Here is an 18,561-nt window from a genome sequence, read left to right on the forward strand (position 1 = left end):
GATATGATTTTATTGGATCTCATTTTTTCCGGCTTCCTGATTTTTGGCATCCTGAGCGGCCTTTGGAATGGTTTTTTCACCGAGCTGGCGTCGTTGCTTTCGCTTTTTGTCGGAATTTATGTTGCGTTTAAATTTTCGGCTGTACTAAAGGATATTCTAATTGGGCACGTATCATGGAATCCTGAAACGGTGCAGGCTGTTGCTTTCCTGCTTACATTTATTTTAGTGGTCCTCGGCGTTATTGTTCTGGGAAAAGCGCTGACAGCGTTTGCAAATTTTACGGCTTTCGGGTTAATTAACCGCATTGCTGGTGGCGTTGTTGGATTTTTCAGAATGGTATTAATGCTCGGTGTTGCACTCATGATTTTTGAAAAACTGAACGAGGGACACACTTTTGCAAAAAAAGAAACGTTGGAAAAGTCCGTGTTTTACGGCAGCATCCTAAAAACCACTTCATGGATTTATCCCTCTATGAAAAGCTGGATTGAAACGCAGCAAAAAAAATCCTGACTATTTTATCTCCTTAATGGCATTGGATGGAACCCAGCCCTGCGTGTCATCCGGAAGCTTCACTTTTCTCCAGACATCCAGCGTATCGACCACGGCAACCTTTGTACCCTCGTGTAATACAAATGCATCAGGAGCGTCTGTTTTGGGTTCTGCTTTTACAGGCAATACATCCTCAAAAACAATCGCATTTCGTTCATCGGATGCGGCGTCTTTGCTCAGAATCGCTGAACCAACGCTTACGGCAATCACAAAAACTGCGACGAACATGCCCACGAAATAGATTCTTTTGCGAAGTGTATTTCCCGAAAAATAGTACCCAATGAAAAACAACAACGAAGCAAATGCGAAGACTACGGCAATCCACGCCCAGCTGTCATATGCAAAAGTTGCGGCAAGGTTTTCCAGCATTTTTGTAAACCCTACATGAGGCACTTCCCTGACGTCGTCGATGGCGGCTTTCTGGGCGAATTTGAGGTTATTCAAAATCACGGCATCATTTGGATCAAGCAGCAACGCCTTTTCATAGTTATAAATTGCCGGTGCAATTTTGTTCAGTTTATAGTATGCGTTGCCCAGGTTGAAATACAACTCCGCCGAATGTTTTTTAGTGCTCAGCACATTCTCATAAGAGGCAACTGCATCAGCATAATCGCCTTTGCGGTACGATGCATTTCCTTTTTCAAATTCGCCTTGCGCGAAAGAAAAAGAAACGAACAGTAATAAGAGATAAAATACGTTTTTCATTTTCTTGTTGTAAAAGGATTAGATCTGTTTCTCCAGCGCAGAGATAATTTCAACAGCCTTTTCATAATCATTGTTTATGGTCACGCTCGATGCGGGGGCATATCTTGCAAACTCGCAGTTTTCGGTCAGGTTTATGAAATCGTTGACGGTTTCAGGCTTTGCATTTCGCCCCAGAAGGATTTCACGGATCTTGTCTTTGCTCATCTCAGACGTCTCGATATTGGTTTTTGCCTTAAGGAAATTGTGCATTGCTTTTTCCAATGCAATGTAAAATGGTTCCTTATTTCCAATATTTTTCTTTGCTTCTGATAGGTATTTTTTGGCCAGCCTGTTGGACATTTTTGTCCGGTTCCCTGCAATATCGGAATCAATAGCTTGTTTTTTTCTTCTGAACAAAATCAATAGCGGAATGCATAGAAATGGCGAAAACAGCAATCCATAAAATAGCTTAGAGCCCAGAAAATCCTTTTTATTAACCGAAACAAGTTTTGTTTTAAGCTTAATAAACTCGAAATGATCTGTTTTTGAAATTTGGCGTTTATTAGAATTGCCGTTGGAAGCCACTGTCGCGTCCGATGGTGATGGCCCGTCCAACACTTTCACCAGAATTTCCGGTGACGAAATTGTCTTGTACCTTCCGGCACCCAGATCAAAATAGGAGAAAACCATGGGTTTGATCGTGTAATTCCCTTTGTACTGTGGAATGATGGTATAGGTATCGGATACTTTCCCGTTCATTCCTGATAATGGCGTATTCACCTGTTCTTTGTGCACCGGATCATACATTTCCAGCGCCGTAGGCACTACCGGCTTGGGAAGTGTAAAAAGCTTAAGGTTCCCGTTTCCGCTGACGCTGACGTTGAGTTCAAGGCTTTCCCCATTCTTCAATACCGTTTTGGACGGTGTAACCTTAAAATCAAAACGTCCCACTGCACCGCTAAAATCCAACGGCTTTCCAGCTTCCGGCAAAGGCTTTACATTAATGACCCTTGCGCCGGCAGACACGCGCTTGTTGTCTTCCTTTAACAGCGCCTGTCCCCAGAAGTTACGGCGGTTTGTCGGAATCTGTACGTCGAGATCCAATGACAACGGTTCAATGGTAAGTTTTCCGGATTTTTGAGGATACAGCACCGTTTTCTTCAATACGACACAACGTACGCGTTCGCCATTATATGTCGCGTCTTCCGCATTCAATTGCTTAATCTCTATATTCTGGCTCCAAAAATCATTGTATTTCGGCTTGTCGAGTTCCTTAAAATTTGTCAATCCGATATTGTAGCTGATGTACAATTTGTACACGACCGTGATGGGTTCATTGAGATACGGATTGGTTTTCGAGACATCGGCCACGAGATGAATGGCGTCATTGGCAGAAATAGAGGTGTCATTTGGATCCTTTGGCATTTCAACCGCATTCGTCACGGTAATTTTGATTGGGGTTGTCTTGTATACCTGGTGGCGTATCTCGATGGACGCCTGCTTGATGGTCAACGATCCCTTTTGTGTGGGCAGTAGGAAATAAGAATAGGTTTTATTGAAGGTTACCTTACCGTTAATCCAGGATTGGCTCACCTGCTGGCTTGGGCCGGCGATTACCTTAAATCCTTCAAAGCCCGGTGGTACAAAATTATCACCATCGTCGTTCATCGTAAAGTCAACGCGCAGCCTTTCGTTTAGCCCAAGGGTCGTCTTGCTGGCTTTAGCCTCAAACTGCACCTGGGCGTACAATCCGTTAAAGGCTATTAAAAAAAGGAAAATTAACTTCTTCATCTTATTTGTTTTGTATTGTAATCCGGTTTTACCAGTCTTTTTCAGTTTGTACGGGCTTGCCTTTTACCTTTTTGGCATTCACTTTCTCCTGAACTTTCTTCTCTTCATTGTTCACCGCGTCGAGCAGATTTTGCAATCGCTCTTTTGAAATGCCGCCTGGCTTTGGCTTTGGCTGGCCTTGTTGGCCTTGGTTTTTGTTGGGATCGGGTTTGTCCTTTCCGTCTTTGTTTTGGTCTTCTTTGTTTTGGTCTTTTTTATCCTGATCCTTTTTGTCCTGGTCTTTTTTGTCTTGATCTTTCTTATCCTGGTCCTTCTTATCCTGGTCTTTTTTCTTGTCCTTATTCTTCTTGTCGTCCTTTTTTGGAGGATTTTTTTTCAACATATCCTTTGCAAGGGCATAATTGTATCGTGTATGTTCATCCGCCGGATTGTTGATTAACGCGTTTTTATAATCCTCGACCGCCGCTTCGTAATTTTTTTGCTTCATGTGCACATTGCCGAGGTTGTGATAGGCCTTATGCTTTTCATCGTGTGTTTTGGCGTTCTTGATGGCCCGTTGATAAAAAAGCGCCGCTTCTTCGGCTTGGTTTTGCAGAAAAATTGCATTCCCCAAATTGTAGGTTGCAGCGGCCTTTTTAGGAAATTTGGATTGTGAAACCCGGTATTCTGCTTCTGCGTCAGCGTACTTTTTCTCTTTTATCTTTTCGTTTCCTTTTGGCAAAGAAAAATCCTTTTCCTGTGATTTGACAGCAAACGAGATAAAAATCAGCGTGTATATAAATAACCTTTTCATGGTCTATTGGTCTTTTTCATTAAAGAGGTTAAGATTCCGTACCCATTTCGTTTTCTTTTCGAGAAGGAACACGTCTAATGACAGCAATACGAAGGCAAGTCCTAAAAACCATTGGAATTGTGAGTTATAATCCGTGAATTGCTCCGACTTAAACTCCGTCTTTTCAATATTGTCCAACGCTTTTTTGACATATTCGACTACTTCCTTGGTATTGTTTCCGCTGACGTATCCTTTGGTTGATTTAGAAATGTTTTTAAGTGCTTCCACATTCAGTTTTGTATTCACCGGATCGCCATTGCTGTCGCGTTTGTAACTTTCGATCACGCCGTTTTTACGAAGTGGAATAGGGCCGCCTTTGTCAGTCCCTACGCCAACAGTAATGATTTTCATACCCACTTTGTTGGCTTCTTCTACTGCTGTGCCAGCGCCTTCTCCATGGTCTTCCCCATCTGAAATAAGGATCAAAAGCTTATTGACTTTTTTATCTTCCTCCTTGAAAAACCCGGCCGATATCCTGACCGCATCGTCGAGCGAAGTTCCCTGCGAAGAAACCATATCCGTGTTGATGCTTTGGAGGAACATTTTAGCGACACTGTAATCTGTCGTAATCGGCAACACAGGGAAGGCGCTTCCTGCATACGCCACAATTCCGATACGGTCACTTCCAAACTGATTGATCAATTGTGATACGATCTGCTTACTTTTCTCAAGCCGGCTCGGCGCGATGTCTTCACAAAGCATACTTTTTGAAACGTCCATCGCAAACACGATGTCGATGCCTTCTCGCTTCACTGTTTCGGTCTTGGTGCCTATCTTTGGATTCACCAACGCCACCACGAGACTGGCGAACGCTAGTAAAACCACCACCAACTTCAGTATGTGCTTGAAGAGCGATTTCTCGGGGCTTAGCTTTCGGACAAGGTCCCTGTCACCGAATTCACGCTGCTTTTTGCGTTTCCAATATAAATTATAAAGGAAAATCAACACCAGAAAAGGTATTGCAAAGAGCAGGTAAGCGTATTTTATTTCGTCAAGTTCCCACATAATTTTTTAGATAAAGCTCCGGTAAACGGTTTTTCTCAATGTAATTTCAACAAGCAGCAGCGCACAGGCCGCCATGGCCAACGGACGATACTTTTCGTCGTAATCATAGAATTTCAGTTCCTGGATTTCGGTGGTTTCAAGTTTATTTATCGATTCATATATGCTTTTCAGCTTGCTGTTACTGGTCGCACGGAAGTATTTTCCTCCCGTTTTTGAGGCAATACTTTTCATCAGCGTCTCGTCAATTTCAACCTGGGCCATCCGATATAGTAACGAACCATTTGGGCCATAAGCATAGGGCGATTCTGCCATTCCATTGGTTCCAAGTCCGATAGTGTAGACCTTGATGCCGTATTCCTTTGCAATATCCGAGGCCGTTTCAGGCTCGATAAACCCCGCATTATTGACACCGTCTGTCAAGAGGATTACGATTTTACTTTTGGCCTTGCTGTCTTTCAAACGGTTTACCGCAGTGCTTAAACCCATCCCGATTCCAGTCCCGTCCTGTAACCTTTGATCAAACTTCACATCCCTTAGCGCTTCCGTTACGGCATCTTTGTCGCTGGTCACCGGCATTTTTGTGTAGGCTTCGGAGGCGTATAAGACAACGCCAATTCGGTCATTGGGTCGTTCCTTTACAAATTCCGTAGCGACTTTCTTCAACGCGTCCAGACGGTTCGGTTTGAGGTCGCGTGCCAGCATACTTCCCGAAACGTCGATGGCCAAAACAATATCGACGCCTTTTGTGGTTTTTGTCCTGCTGCTGATGTCGACTTTCCGTGGGCGCGCGATCGCAACAATGACAAGCGTAATGGCCAATATCCTGAAAACAAAAAGTATGGGTTTGAGTTTTGCCAGAAATGATCCCGACGAAGCAAAACCTTTCAGCGAGCTGATTTTTAAAGTGGCTGTCTGCTGCCGGCGCTGCCATATATGCCAAGCGACGAGCACAGGAACTGCTGACAGCAGCCATAAAAATTCCGGATTCAGGAAAGAGATACCTTTCATCATGGTGCTGCAGTTTTAAGTTCAACGGATTTTATCAGGCGGTCGGTAAGCGGTTTGGCATAGCGGTCATCTTCTTCATGCACGACAATGATTTTTTGCAAGCCATTCCCCTGATGGAAATAAATCATTTCGTAAGCCATCTTGATGCTTTTGCGATTTTCCGGATCCACGCGAAGGTAGGTGCCATAAGCCTTCATGCCTACAGAACCATCCTTGTCCGTATAATCTTCTTTGTACACTGTAATACGCTGGGCACCTTTCCTTTCAAATAGTTTAATTTCGCCTTCAATGGCATCGTCCAGCTTTATTTCGGCCTGTGGCTGATCCGGCGTTTCCTTGTAAGTGTTCGTAGCCACCATAATTCCGAATGTTCCAAAAATGTCACCATATTGAAAAGTCTGCATGTCTTTTATCAATGCCATCGCGTCTTTCGGTAGGAAATCTTCCGCGTTTATCCTTTTCAGTACCTCGGGCGTTTCAAGTGCGATAGATGGATTGCCATACTCGCTACTGATCCATTCGCCTTCCAATAGCGATTTTGTGGGATGCCCGAAAACATTATCCTTTACATAATCGACTCCTTTAATGCCTATTAAAATGGCAAGCCCCAGTAAAACAGCGCCTATCGAAGATATGACGATCGTGGTAACGCGTTTTTGTTTTTTTCTTTTCCTAAGCTTCTCCTGCATCAACGCGTCAAGCACATTGGTGTCTTCTTCGACAATTTCTTCAGGCACCGCTTTGTGGATTAGCACAATGGAATTTTCAATTCGCTTCCTGTCTTCCTGGATTTCAAATTCAGGCGGCTGCGATTTGGCAAATTTTACCAAATCTGCCTGCTTCAAAACTTTTTCAAGATTTACAAAAGTTTCTTTTGATAGCGACAATCTCTTTTGTCCCGCCACTTTCCTGAGTGCTGTGATCAACTCCGATGTAGTGCTTTCCATCGCAGGAACATGAATTTCCTCTTCAATGTAGGTCCGGGCAATATCGGTCAGCTCTGAGTAATAAGACTTTACCTCTCCTTTTTGCCAAAGCTGTTTATTTTCAAGATTTCTCAGCAACGATGTCGCTTTCTCGATTGGTGTCTTGTAAACTGGCTGCTCCGCTTTTTTTATCTGAATTTTTTTGATCAGGTAGAATACGACGATGCCAATTCCCACGGTGGCTATTGCGATGAGCAGGTACATCCACCAGCTGCCTGAGGGCTTTGGAGCAGCAATAGTCTCTTTGATTCCGTATAGTTTTTGTTGCAGCGTATCTACTTTCACATTCGCCACCTCAACGTTGAGTGTATCCGTGAATATTGGCTTTTTGTTGATGAGCACCTTAAGTTTTGGGATGCTGTACCGTCCGCTGTCAAACTGGGTAAGGCCGTATTTCTTAGTCAGGTCGTATTTATTCCCTTTCCTCACCGTGTCAACAACAAAATCACGGATGACCATCATCGGTCCAAAATTATTACCCTTTGGAAAAACCACCATGGCCGACGTGTCGACTGTCGTTTTCAATGTAAGGTTGAACTGCGCGCCTATTTTATTTTTCTTCTTATCTATGCTTGCCGTGACAGTGCCCTGTTGTGGGAAAACAGCCAGGGACATGAGAAGCATAAAAAGCGAGAGGATGTATTTTTTCATTTTTGGGATAACGTCATTAACTTCTTGATTTAAAATAACCCAGCAAGCGCGTAACATAACTTTCGTCGACACGGGTGCTTACCACGCCGGAACCGCATTTGCGGAAGGTTTCCTTAAAATATTTCACTTTGTCCTGATAGTATTTTTCATACCCCAAACGCACCGATTTTGCACCCGTGTTCACCAGCTGCATGGCGCCTGTCTCTGCATCAAGCATGGGCACCATTCCAATATTTGGCATTTTTTCTTCGCGTGCATCGTATACCCGGATTCCCGTGAGGTCATGCTTTTTAGAGGCAATTTTCAAGGGTTGCTCAAAATCGTCCGACATGAAGTCAGAAATCAAAAAAACAATCGCCTTCTTTTTCTGTGTACCGGACAAAAAACGCAGTGCCTGTGCAATGTCTGTCTTATGGCTTTTTGGTTGGAACTCTATTAATTCCCGAATAATCCGGAGGACATGTGACTTGCCCTTCTTTGGCGGAATGTACAGTTCAATTTGGTCCGAAAATAAAATCAGCCCTATTTTATCATTGTTTTGGGTTGCTGAGAATGCAAGCGTAGCGGCGATTTCGGTAACAATCTCGTTCTTGAACTGGCTCTTGGTGCCGAAGCTTTCCGAACCGCTGATATCGACCATCAACATCATCGTCAGCTCACGTTCTTCTTCGAATATTTTCACATAAGGCTCATTATACCGTGCCGTCACATTCCAATCGATGGCACGGATGTCATCGCCGTATTGGTATTGGCGTACTTCAGAAAAAGTCATACCACGTCCCTTGAATGATGTATGGTATTCGCCCGAAAAAATATGATCACTCAACCTCCGGGTCTTGATCTCTATCTTACGGACCTTCTTTAAAAGCTCTTTTGTATCCATCTTTTTAGAATTGAGAATTGGGATTCGAGAATTGAGATCTTAAATCCCGGCGAAGGATCCAACATCTGAATTCTCAATACTAAAATCTATTAAGGTACTTCGACTTCGTTAACGATCTTGTTGATAATGTCTACGGAAGTGATATTCTCGGCCTCCGCTTCATACGTAACGCCAATCCTATGACGAAGCACATCGTGAACGACGGCACGGACATCTTCCGGAATTACATATCCCCTTCGTTTGATAAAAGCATAGCATTTTGCTGCATTGGCAAGGTTGATACTACCACGAGGTGAAGCGCCGAATCCAATTAAAGGTTTCAAACTTTCAAGCTTGTATTTTTCCGGGTATCGGGTAGCAAAAACAATATCAAGGATATATTTCTCAATCTTCTCATCCATGTACACTTCACGGACGGCTTGTTGCGCTCGTATAATCTGATCCACAGAGATTACGGGATTTACTTTTTCGTATGCCCCTTTAAGGTTTTGACGGATTACCATGCGCTCTTCGTCCATTTTTGGATAGTCGATTACCGTTTTCAACATAAACCGGTCGACCTGTGCTTCCGGAAGCGGATAAGTCCCTTCCTGCTCAATTGGGTTTTGTGTGGCAAGCACCAAAAATGGCTTGTCCAGTTTGAAAGTGGTGTCGCCAATAGTAACCTGTTTTTCCTGCATGGCTTCCAATAATGCCGATTGCACTTTTGCCGGGGCGCGGTTGATCTCATCTGCCAGGACAAAATTTGCAAAAATAGGTCCTTTCTTTATGGAAAACTCATTAGCCTTGATGTTGTAAATCATCGTACCGACAACATCTGCAGGCAATAAATCTGGCGTAAACTGTATCCGGCTGAACGAACCATGCACCGCCTGTGACAGGGTATTGATCGCAAGTGTCTTCGCCAGTCCCGGAACGCCTTCCAGCAAGATGTGTCCCTGCCCAAGGAGTCCGATGAGCAGTCTTTCAATCATATGCTTCTGGCCCACAATTACCTTGTTCATTTCAAGGTTTAAAAGCTCAATAAAAGCACTTTCCCTTTCAATTTTTTCATTAATTGCCCTTATGTCTAAAGGGGCAGCATTTTCTTCCATAATCTGATATTTATTGCTTTTGGGTTGATCAGTTAATTTTGACGGTGCAAATTGAATTTTTTTTCAGTTTAAGGATGTTAAAAAATGGTTAAAAATTCTTTCAAACCTTTGTTGTTAAGGATGATTTGTGATTTTGTTTTTATAATTTTAAGAACTTTATATAAATGAGTGCCGTAGAGGCATTTTTTATACTCAATAATCTAAAAAACAAACCTTGACAAAGACTAAATTATCGCCGATTGTTGCCGGAACCATGAATTGGGGAATCTGGGACAAAAAACTCTCTATGACTGAAATGGCGCACATGATTCACCTGTGCCTTGAAAATGGGATCAGCACTTTTGATCACGCGGACATTTATGGTTCGTACACCACCGAGTCTGAGTTTGGGAAAGCATTTGCTTCCTCAAAAATTCCCAGGGAAAAAATCCAGCTGGTTTCCAAATGTGGGATCCAGCATATCTCGCCAAACCGGGACAACAAGATCAAACACTACAATTACGACAGGAATTACATCATCTGGTCTGTCGAAAATTCATTGGCCAACCTGAATACAGATTACCTTGATGTGTTGTTGTTGCATCGCCCAAGCCCTTTGATGCAGGCTGATGAAATTGCTGAAGCGGTCGAAAAGCTGAAATCCGAAGGTAAAATCCTTGATTTTGGGCTTTCAAATTTCACTGCATCCCAAACCGAGCTGATCCGACAAAAGACAACCGTAAGTTACAATCAGGTGCAATTTTCGGCAACACACTTCGAACCCATGCTGGATGGCAGCTTCGATTACATGCAGATTCATAACATTACCCCCATGTCCTGGAATCCTTTAGGGAGCATCTTCAGGGAAGATACCGACCAAACAAGGCGACTGAAAAAACTACTGGCCCGGCTGGTTGACAAATACCACTATGGTTCGGATACGTTATTGTTGGCTTGGATTATCCAGCACCCCGCAGGCGTGATCCCCGTTGCCGGCACTGTGAATGTTGCACGAATCCAGGCGTTGATGACCGCCGCAGCCTTAAAGCTCGAACCCGAAGATTGGTTTGCCATCTGGGCGGAAAGTATGGGAAATGATGTGCCGTAAAAATATTTACTAAAAGCCAAACAAATGAAAACAGCCTTAATTACCGGAGCAACCAGCGGAATTGGAAAAGCAGTAGCAGAGATTTTTGCCGCAAATGGCATCAAACTCGTCCTTTGCGGCAGACGTGAAGAACGCCTTCAGGAACTAAAGTCGGTGTTGTCAAAACAGACTGAGGTGCATACCCTTCGCTTTGACGTAAGCGACAAAAAAGCCGTATTTGATGCAATTAATTCGTTGCCCGAACCATTCTCAAAAATTGATATCCTTATTAACAACGCGGGGAATGCTCATGGACTTGATCCCATACAAACCGGCAGCCTTGATGACTGGGACGCGATGATCGACAGCAATGTCAAAGGTTTGCTATACGTTTCAAGAGCCATTATTCCCGGCATGACGATACGAAACAGTGGCCACATCATTAACATCGGTTCGATCGCTGGTAAGGAAGTGTATCCAAATGGCAATGTCTACTGCGCCACCAAACACGCTGTTGATGCGTTGAACAAAGCGATGCGTATCGACTTGGTGTCGTTTGGTATACGCGTGGGAGCAATTCACCCCGGAATGGTGGAAACAGCATTCAGCGAAGTGCGTTTCAAAGGCGATACGGAGAGGGCGGCCCAAGTGTATAAAGCGTTTACCCCATTGAAGCCAGAAGACATTGCGGACATTATCCTGTTTGTAATCACACGCCCGTACCATGTGAACATTTCGGACCTGATCGTTACACCCACGGCACAGGCGACCGCAACGATCGTGAAACGGGATTAAAATTTAACGACCAGCTTGCGTTAGGGATAGCAGCGAAAATCCTTTTTTAGCGGTTTATGGGTACGATGCTGTCAGGCACACCCAAACGGACGCTAAAAAGATTGAAGCGAATAGCCCGGCCGCAGGCAACGCCCAAAAAGCCAGTAGCTTTCAGCCGTCAGCGATTGGCTTATGCCGAGCAAACATGGTGCGTCATTCGATGAACGATGTATATCGCTGATGGCTAAGTACCGACAGCTAAAAGCTAAAAAACGATGATAAACAAGCGCCTTTTGATTAAGAACCTGCTCGCACACAATGACGAGAGCAGTTTTTATGACAAGAAAAGGCAGCTCAACCTGCATTCACGAGAGGGTAAAGCAAAATTTTTGAAGCACATCTGTGCGCTGTCGAACTCGAATCCAACAAACAATTCATATATTGTTGTGGGGGTTGAGGACCAGGACAACCAAATTGTTGGTGACGATTTCTTTGACGACAGCCGGATTCAAAATTTAGTGAACGCCTTTTTGGAACATCCTCCGAAGATACAGTATGAAAACGTACCGTTCCCCAGTTTACCTAAGGATAAAGTGGTTGGGCTGGTAACAATCCGCCCGAACAATAAAACCTCCTACTTCAAAAAAGGAATCCATACAATTCCGGCTAACAGTATTTTTGTGCGCCGCGGGAGCAACTCAGTACCTGTTGATGGCATTTCTGAAAAAAGCTACCAAAATGCCGAGACCGTTATTGGAATTGAAAATAACTCCCGCAACAGCATTGGTTATACGCTCGACGGTGTCATTGATTTTATGAATTTCCGGCATCCTGACATGGCTCCAAAATATAAGGTATTCAAAGAGCTTTTCGTAATTTGCTGGGCTGGAATTCCGAAGAGAGTGCGGGACAGGACCTATCTTTCACGAGTAGATATTGAACTGATTAATGAACAGGTAAAATTGTTTTACTCCGCTCAGGATGAGGTTGACATTACATTCGACGACCACACTTTTACGATTACGGAATATGTACCGCTTGGGCTCAATGACAAGACAAGCTACTACCCTTTGGAAAAACTGACCATCCATTTTTACGACAATGGTTATTACCGTATCGACAGGGATATGCTGTTTCAGCCTCCCGAATTCAATCGCAAGATGCTGTATCATATTTACAACGCCAATTTATCCCTTGTACAGCAGCTTGAAAAAGGCCTGCCTTTGACCGATCGGGACCGGCGAGATCTGGAGAATCTGCCCTCAAATTTTATGATCTGCTATCTTAACGGGTTTGAAGACGCGAAGCAAAAACTGATTGATGCGAAACTCGTGTTAAAACCGTTTCCAAAAGTATACCTGTCGTTTAAGGAGGCTTTGCGAATCCTGAGAAAGATGAAGTATGATAAAAGTGGCGACCTGTAATACTAATCTTCTTTTTTGATGGTGATGATCACTTCATCGTCGAATTTGTACTCTCCCTTTTTGTAGATTTCCTTACTGGCTAAAGTTACTTCGTAGGTATAAACGCCCTTCGGCAGATTAAACACACATTCTTTGCCGTCACTTTGGACGACCAGTTCTTTCTTAACATCATTCTCCTGCTCATCTTTGCCTTCCAATTTGAAAACAATTTTTTCAGATAGCTTATTTTTAATGCATACCGAAGATATGGTCTTACTGTCTTTTTTCGTGTCCGATCTGGCCACCTTAAAAATGCTAAATCCACCGAGGAGCAATTCTCCCGCTTTAATGGTTTTATCAAGGTCAGATTGTGGGTAGTTGATTGTCGGGGAAAAAAGGATAATAAAAAAAAGTAGTGTTTTCATGGCGTGTATAATTGATTAAAACCAGTAATTTTTTGCTTGTGCAGCGTTTTACAATCAGGCCGAAGTATTGCAAAATTGCATTTGCCTTACTACCATCTGATGGACGGACTGTTGTGTACCATTTTCCAGTTTGGATCTTCCTTTTTCAGGTCATCTTCCAGGAATTTCTCGTGTTCAGCCCCATACATCACAACAATCTTTTTGTCTTTTGAGTGGGTCAGGAAGTAACTCAGGTAACGGTTTCTGAGCGTTAGCGCCATAAATTTCTGATCCTTCACCTTCAATCGATGACAACGGTATTTTTCCGTATACGGCGTATTCCAGTCGCACTGCGTTAGCTTTATTTCGCCCCGCTCTTTTTCATATAAGGCGACCAGACTGTCCATAGATAAATCCACCTTCTTATCCCGCTTTCGGTCGCAGCCTGTATTTGTCATCGTTTGCATTACATATCCTTCCAACGCAAGGGCTCGGTACGATTTATTATTTTTGTCGGAGTAATCCCCCGGAACAATCCCGATGACACGCCGGAATTTTCTCTGAATCGTTTCATTTCGTAACGAATCGGAAGGGTTTTCTAATTCAACACTTTCATAGTAAATAACATATCCCTGGCTTCTCAAGGAATCCGCTATTTGCTTGATTCTTGCAAATTTCTCCGGCTTGTTCAAATGGGCCATTGGAATGAACTGAACGTCTTTCTTCCCATTTGTATAATGCCATACCATAAACAGCGCGTTGTACGTTTTTATCTGATATCTCGTCATCATTTTTCCACAAGACACCAGCACTAAAAAAATCGATACGATAACTATTGTTTTTCTCATACAAAAAATATTGTAGCGCCAACCTAAAAGCAGGTTGGCGCTGATTATTAGCCTAATACTTTAATAATGGTCAGCACCGCTGGCAGAATCTCTTCTAACGACCCAAACCAGCAGTTGGCCTTACATTTTCCCCTGCCTTTGATTTTTACCCCGTCGGCTGTGGTGAATTTCTTATTACAGCCGTCCAGACATTGCGAAAGCGTCTGGCTTTCAGTGGATCCCTCAGCCAATGCGCGTGATGCGGACACAAGATAATTTGCGTTTATCCCAAGGGACTGAAGCACGTTGTCTGTGATCTCAAGGGCAATCAAGCCATTGCCATCGTCCGGGACAACAAATTTGATCTGACCCGTTCCTGTTTTTCCGGTGTTGCCCTTAAAGGAAACTTCGTAAACAATTGTCTCTGAAGGTCCCGCCGGAGCTTGCCTGGATGCTGGTAATTCCATCCTTGTGAACTTAGACTGTGCATTGGCGGATAGCGCGAGTAATGATGTGGCGAATAACGTAAAAAATAATTTTTTCATGGTACATAATAATTAAGATTAAAATTTATGAAATCAAACGTCTGCAGCAATTTGATGTCGTAAAATTAAAAACTTCCCAATCCCGGATTTACGCATTTTATGTACAATTTGTTAAAATTTAGCCCTTTGAATGCGCGAAAAACGAATTTATAAAAACTTTGTAAAAAAGATCTATGCGATATCATTATTCCAGACTTGTTATTATTTTTGTCCTTCCTGCATTTCTTCCGTAATTTTTTTTAATTTCGCGTCCAGAAATTCGGCCTCGTAGTTCAACGGATAGAATAGAAGTTTCCTAAACTTTAGATCCAAGTTCGATTCTTGGCGAGGCTACAAAACCATCTTCATCGGATGGTTTTTTTATTTCAATAACTTTAGATCCAAGTTCTCCCGAAGCTTCGGGATTGGCGAGGCTACAAAACCATCTTCAACGGATGGTTTTTTTATTTCAACAACTTTAGATCCAAGTTCTCCCGAAGCTTCGGGATTGGCGAGGCTACAAAACCATCTTCACCGGATGGTTTTTTTATTTTAAGGAGCTTTTTCCCGCTTTCCGCTGCAATATTTTTTGAATTCCCCTCCGTAAACTCCGGCAAAATCAAAAAATGATTTCCGCTGCAATCGGGGCTAGGGTTCCGGGTTAATGAAATTTCGTTACTTTTGCCCCAAATTATAATATGGTCAAAATTGGCAACATAGAACTTCCTGATTTCCCGCTGTTACTGGCGCCCATGGAGGACGTCAGCGATCCACCGTTTCGCCGCCTGTGCAAAATGCATGGTGCCGACCTGATGTACAGCGAGTTTATCTCTTCAGAAGGATTGATTCGTGACGCGATAAAAAGCCGCCAGAAACTCGACATCTTCGATTATGAGCGGCCTGTTGGTATCCAAATCTTCGGTGGGGATGAAGAAGCCATGGCGATGTCTGCAAAAATCGTCGAAGCGGTAAATCCGGACCTGATTGATATCAATTTTGGCTGTCCGGTTAAGAAAGTGGTTTGTAAAGGAGCAGGAGCCGGCGTGTTGAAGGATGTGGACCTCATGATCCGCCTTACCAAAGCAGTAATCAGCAGTACACACCTGCCCGTGACCGTAAAAACCAGGCTGGGCTGGGATGAGGATTCCATCAACATCGACGAAGTGGCCGAAAGGCTACAGGATGTGGGTGTCCAGGCGCTGACAGTCCACGCCAGGACACGTGCACAAATGTATAAAGGCCATTCTGATTGGACACATATACAGCGCATCAAGAACAATCCCAGGATTACGATGCCCATCTTCGGCAACGGCGATATCGACTCGCCTGAAAAAGCTTTGGAATACAAGAACCGGTTCGGGCTTGACGGCATGATGATTGGCCGCGCTGCCATTGGCTATCCATGGATATTCAATGAAATCAAACACTATTTCCAGACCGGCGAAAACCTTCCGAAACCGGGAATGACGGAACGGATAGAAGCGGCTTCCAACCACCTGAAATGGGCTATGGAATGGAAAGGTGAGCGTTTAGGCATTGTTGAAACCAGACGCCATTACACCAATTACTTTAAAAACATCCACGGATTCAAGGAATACCGTCAAAGACTGGTTACGACCGATGGCGCAGATGATTTAATGAAAGTATTTGATGAAATCCGCGAGGATTTTGCGGATTATCAGATGGTGTAATAGGGAAAGTCAAAAGTCGAAAGTCGAAAGTTAAAAAGCAAGAGACTGATCAATGCAACAAATCAATTGGGATTCTTAAAAATAAAAATACCGCCCACAAGGCGGTATTTTTTTATTATTCCAATAATCCTTTTCTCTTTAGACTTTAGACTTCGGATTAAAATAAAAAAGGTGAAATGTTAATTTCACCCTTTTTGCCCCAAATCTACCATAAACTTAACCTACTAATTCCATGGTCCACCAAAAGTATAGTGGTTATGTTTGCGCAACAAATATTTTAGATGAAACGCTTAAAAAAACGTTGTAATACCTTTTTATAAAAATTAATACGCCCGTGCGTCTTTACCTTCATAAAAATTCATAAAGGCTTTACTGACAACGCGGTTGCCTCCCGGCGTAGGATAATCTCCCGTAAAGTACCAATCTCCGAGATTTTTAGGACATGCCTGATGCAGGTTTTCGACCGTTTGGAAGATAATCTTCACTTCGGCTTTTGTGGTCTCTGAACTCAGCATCTCAGCAATCTTATCCGATATCTCCTGTGGTTCAAACGGCGCATAGATCTCGTTCACGTAATTCACGATTTCGGCGTCCGGCTGGTGTTCCTGCGCTTTGCACTTTGCATATACCGCATCAACGATATGGTACAAATCCCGCTCTTTCAGCAACGCCAACGCGGCCCGGAACGCTACCAGCCCTTCTAATTTTGCCATATCGATGCCGTAGCAGTCGGGATAGCGGATTTGCGGCGCCGATGACACGACTACAATGCGTTTGGGCTTCAGCCTGTCCAGCATTTTAATGATGCTCATCTTCAACGTAGTGCCGCGTACGATGCTGTCATCAATAATAACAAGGTTATCGGTTGGCCTGATGACGCCATACGTCACATCATAGACGTGTGCGACCAAATCATCGCGGCTGCTATCTTCTGTAATGAACGTACGAAGCTTGGCATCCTTGATCGCTATTTTCTCGGTTCGGATTTTAACCGAAAGGATTTCCTCTAGTTTTTCCTTAGTCAGCGTTTTGCGGTTGTCGAGAATATATTGGTTTTTCCGTTGGTTCAGGAAATCCTGCGCCGCTTCAACCATGCCATAAAAAGACGTTTCCGCAGTATTCGGGATATAAGAAAAGACGGTGTTGTCGGTATCATCACCAATGGCTTCCAATACCGCCGGCAGAATAAGTTTGCCTAAATTCTTGCGCTCCTGGTATATTTCTGCGTCACTGCCACGGGAAAAGTATATGCGTTCAAAAGAACAGGCCTTTTTGGTCACGGGCTCAATGATTTCTTCTTCTGTCACTGTGCCATTTTTCTTGATGATCAACGCCTTCCCTGGCTGTAGTTCCTGTACTTTCTCGAAATCAACGTTAAAGACGGTCTGGATTACGGGGCGCTCGGAAGCCACTACGACTACCTCATCGTCTTCATAAAAATAGGCTGGACGTATGCCTGCCGGGTCCCTGAAGACAAAAGCATCACCGTGCCCAAATAGTCCTGCCATCGCATAACCACCATCCCAGCCTTTTGAAGCGCGTTTTAAGATTTTACGGATGTCGAGTTTCTCGGCAATTACCGGAGACGCTTCGCGTTTTGACAATCCGTTATTGCGGCATTCCAGGTAAAGGTCTGTCACTTCATCATCCAGGAAATGCCCGATTTTCTCCATAACGGTCACCGTGTCCGCCATTTCCTTGGGATGCTGGCCTAATTCAACAAGGCTGTTGAAAAGCTGCGTGACATTGGTCATATTGAAATTTCCCGCGACAATCAGGTTCCTGTGCATCCAGTTGTTTTGCCGTAAAAAAGGGTGCACGCTTTCAATGCTGTTCTTCCCGAAAGTACCATAGCGTACGTGTCCTAAAAACAATTCCCCGATATATGGAATGTGCTTCTTCTGCAACGCGACATCATCAGTATACTCTGGGTGTGCCAGCATTTCATCATTGATTCGGCCATTGATCTGAGCAAAAACGTCCTGTATCGGCTGGGCATCGTTCGAGCGCACGCGGCTGATGTATCGCTCGCCGGGCTCCATATCGAATTTAATAGAGGCAAATCCAGCGCCATCCTGACCCCGGTTGTGCTGCTTCTCCATGAGCAGGTACATTTTCTGTATGCCATAGAAAGCAGAGCCGTATTTTTCTTTGTAAAATTCCAGCGGTTTTTTAAGCCTTAAGAATGCAATGCCACATTCGTGGTTGAGTTTGTCGCTCATGGTTTTCTTAGTTGAAAGTTGAAAGTTGAAAGTCAAAAGCACTTGGCATCTGAATTATAACCTGCAACTTTAGTAGTTATTATTTTTTATTCACTCTTTATAAGTCCTGTCTTTTGACTTTTGACTTTTGACTTTCGACTTTCGACTTTGAATAAAACAAAAATGCC

Annotated in this window: 17 protein-coding genes and 1 tRNA gene; 6 read left to right on the plus strand and 12 right to left on the minus strand. The window is 43.6% G+C overall.

Annotation, left to right across the window (positions count from 1 at the left end; all coding sequences use genetic code 11):
- Positions 1-3: 3 nt before the first annotated feature.
- On the plus strand, positions 4-510 hold the full coding sequence (locus tag CFE23_RS06700) for a CvpA family protein (RefSeq protein WP_291085929.1): 507 nt from the start codon (positions 4-6) through the stop codon (positions 508-510).
- On the opposite strand, the gene CFE23_RS06705 is transcribed toward CFE23_RS06700, so the two are convergent.
- The 8 genes from CFE23_RS06705 to CFE23_RS06740 form a co-directional block, all read right to left on the minus strand.
- The gene (locus CFE23_RS06705) at positions 511-1,254 is read right to left on the minus strand and encodes a tetratricopeptide repeat protein (RefSeq protein WP_291085932.1); all 744 of its coding nucleotides are present in this window, start codon (positions 1,252-1,254) and stop codon (positions 511-513) included.
- Between the two features lie 18 nt (positions 1,255-1,272).
- Entirely contained in the window at positions 1,273-3,024 is a 1,752-nt protein-coding gene (locus tag CFE23_RS06710; RefSeq protein WP_291085935.1) for a BatD family protein, read from the minus strand.
- A gap of 28 nt (positions 3,025-3,052) precedes the next feature.
- Positions 3,053-3,817, minus strand: a complete 765-nt coding sequence (locus CFE23_RS06715) for a tetratricopeptide repeat protein (protein WP_291085938.1) — start codon at positions 3,815-3,817, stop codon at positions 3,053-3,055.
- Positions 3,818-3,820: 3 nt separating this feature from the next.
- Entirely contained in the window at positions 3,821-4,861 is a 1,041-nt protein-coding gene (locus tag CFE23_RS06720; protein WP_291085941.1) for a VWA domain-containing protein, read from the minus strand.
- A gap of 6 nt (positions 4,862-4,867) precedes the next feature.
- On the minus strand, positions 4,868-5,869 hold the full coding sequence (locus CFE23_RS06725; protein WP_291086199.1) for a VWA domain-containing protein: 1,002 nt from the start codon (positions 5,867-5,869) through the stop codon (positions 4,868-4,870).
- Positions 5,869-7,506 (minus strand): hypothetical protein, encoded by a 1,638-nt coding sequence (locus CFE23_RS06730; protein ID WP_291085944.1) that lies wholly within the window; start codon positions 7,504-7,506, stop codon positions 5,869-5,871. Before CFE23_RS06730 ends, CFE23_RS06725 begins: the two co-directional genes overlap by 1 nt.
- A gap of 16 nt (positions 7,507-7,522) precedes the next feature.
- Entirely contained in the window at positions 7,523-8,389 is an 867-nt protein-coding gene (locus CFE23_RS06735; RefSeq protein WP_291085947.1) for a DUF58 domain-containing protein, read from the minus strand.
- An 89-nt stretch (positions 8,390-8,478) separates the two neighbouring features.
- Positions 8,479-9,483 (minus strand): MoxR family ATPase, encoded by a 1,005-nt coding sequence (locus CFE23_RS06740; RefSeq protein ID WP_291085950.1) that lies wholly within the window; start codon positions 9,481-9,483, stop codon positions 8,479-8,481.
- 214 nt (positions 9,484-9,697) lie between these two features.
- On the opposite strand from CFE23_RS06740, the gene CFE23_RS06745 reads away from it, so the two are divergent.
- The 3 genes from CFE23_RS06745 (at position 9,698) to CFE23_RS06755 (ending at position 12,747) form a co-directional block, all read left to right on the plus strand.
- On the plus strand, positions 9,698-10,570 hold the full coding sequence (locus CFE23_RS06745; RefSeq protein ID WP_291085953.1) for an aldo/keto reductase: 873 nt from the start codon (positions 9,698-9,700) through the stop codon (positions 10,568-10,570).
- Between the two features lie 24 nt (positions 10,571-10,594).
- On the plus strand, positions 10,595-11,344 hold the full coding sequence (locus CFE23_RS06750) for an SDR family NAD(P)-dependent oxidoreductase (RefSeq protein ID WP_291085956.1): 750 nt from the start codon (positions 10,595-10,597) through the stop codon (positions 11,342-11,344).
- A gap of 254 nt (positions 11,345-11,598) precedes the next feature.
- Positions 11,599-12,747: an ATP-binding protein gene (locus CFE23_RS06755; protein WP_291085958.1), complete on the plus strand. Its 1,149-nt coding sequence runs from the start codon at positions 11,599-11,601 to the stop codon at positions 12,745-12,747.
- 2 nt (positions 12,748-12,749) lie between these two features.
- On the opposite strand, the gene CFE23_RS06760 is transcribed toward CFE23_RS06755, so the two are convergent.
- The 3 genes from CFE23_RS06760 to CFE23_RS06770 all read right to left on the minus strand — a co-directional run bounded on the left by CFE23_RS06760 (position 12,750) and on the right by CFE23_RS06770 (position 14,502).
- A complete protein-coding gene (locus tag CFE23_RS06760) occupies positions 12,750-13,151 on the minus strand; it encodes a hypothetical protein (RefSeq protein WP_291085961.1) in 402 nt (133 codons plus the stop codon).
- Between the two features lie 89 nt (positions 13,152-13,240).
- On the minus strand, positions 13,241-13,978 hold the full coding sequence (locus tag CFE23_RS06765) for a hypothetical protein (protein WP_291085964.1): 738 nt from the start codon (positions 13,976-13,978) through the stop codon (positions 13,241-13,243).
- A gap of 47 nt (positions 13,979-14,025) precedes the next feature.
- Positions 14,026-14,502, minus strand: a complete 477-nt coding sequence (locus CFE23_RS06770; RefSeq protein WP_291085967.1) for a hypothetical protein — start codon at positions 14,500-14,502, stop codon at positions 14,026-14,028.
- 261 nt (positions 14,503-14,763) lie between these two features.
- Between CFE23_RS06770 and CFE23_RS06775 the strand changes: the two genes are divergently transcribed.
- Together CFE23_RS06775 and dusB are read left to right on the plus strand one after the other, a co-directional pair.
- A tRNA-Arg gene (locus CFE23_RS06775) sits at positions 14,764-14,835 on the plus strand.
- 344 nt (positions 14,836-15,179) lie between these two features.
- Positions 15,180-16,172, plus strand: a complete 993-nt coding sequence (gene dusB / locus CFE23_RS06780; protein ID WP_291085970.1) for a tRNA dihydrouridine synthase DusB — start codon at positions 15,180-15,182, stop codon at positions 16,170-16,172.
- A gap of 323 nt (positions 16,173-16,495) precedes the next feature.
- Here dusB and CFE23_RS06785 read toward each other — a convergent pair whose 3' ends face one another.
- On the minus strand, positions 16,496-18,394 hold the full coding sequence (locus CFE23_RS06785; protein WP_291085973.1) for an amidophosphoribosyltransferase: 1,899 nt from the start codon (positions 18,392-18,394) through the stop codon (positions 16,496-16,498).
- Between the last annotated feature and the right edge of the window lie 167 nt (positions 18,395-18,561).

This window comes from Flavobacterium sp. BFFFF1, assembly GCF_002256285.1.
Classification (GTDB): Bacteria; Bacteroidota; Bacteroidia; order Flavobacteriales; family Flavobacteriaceae; genus Flavobacterium.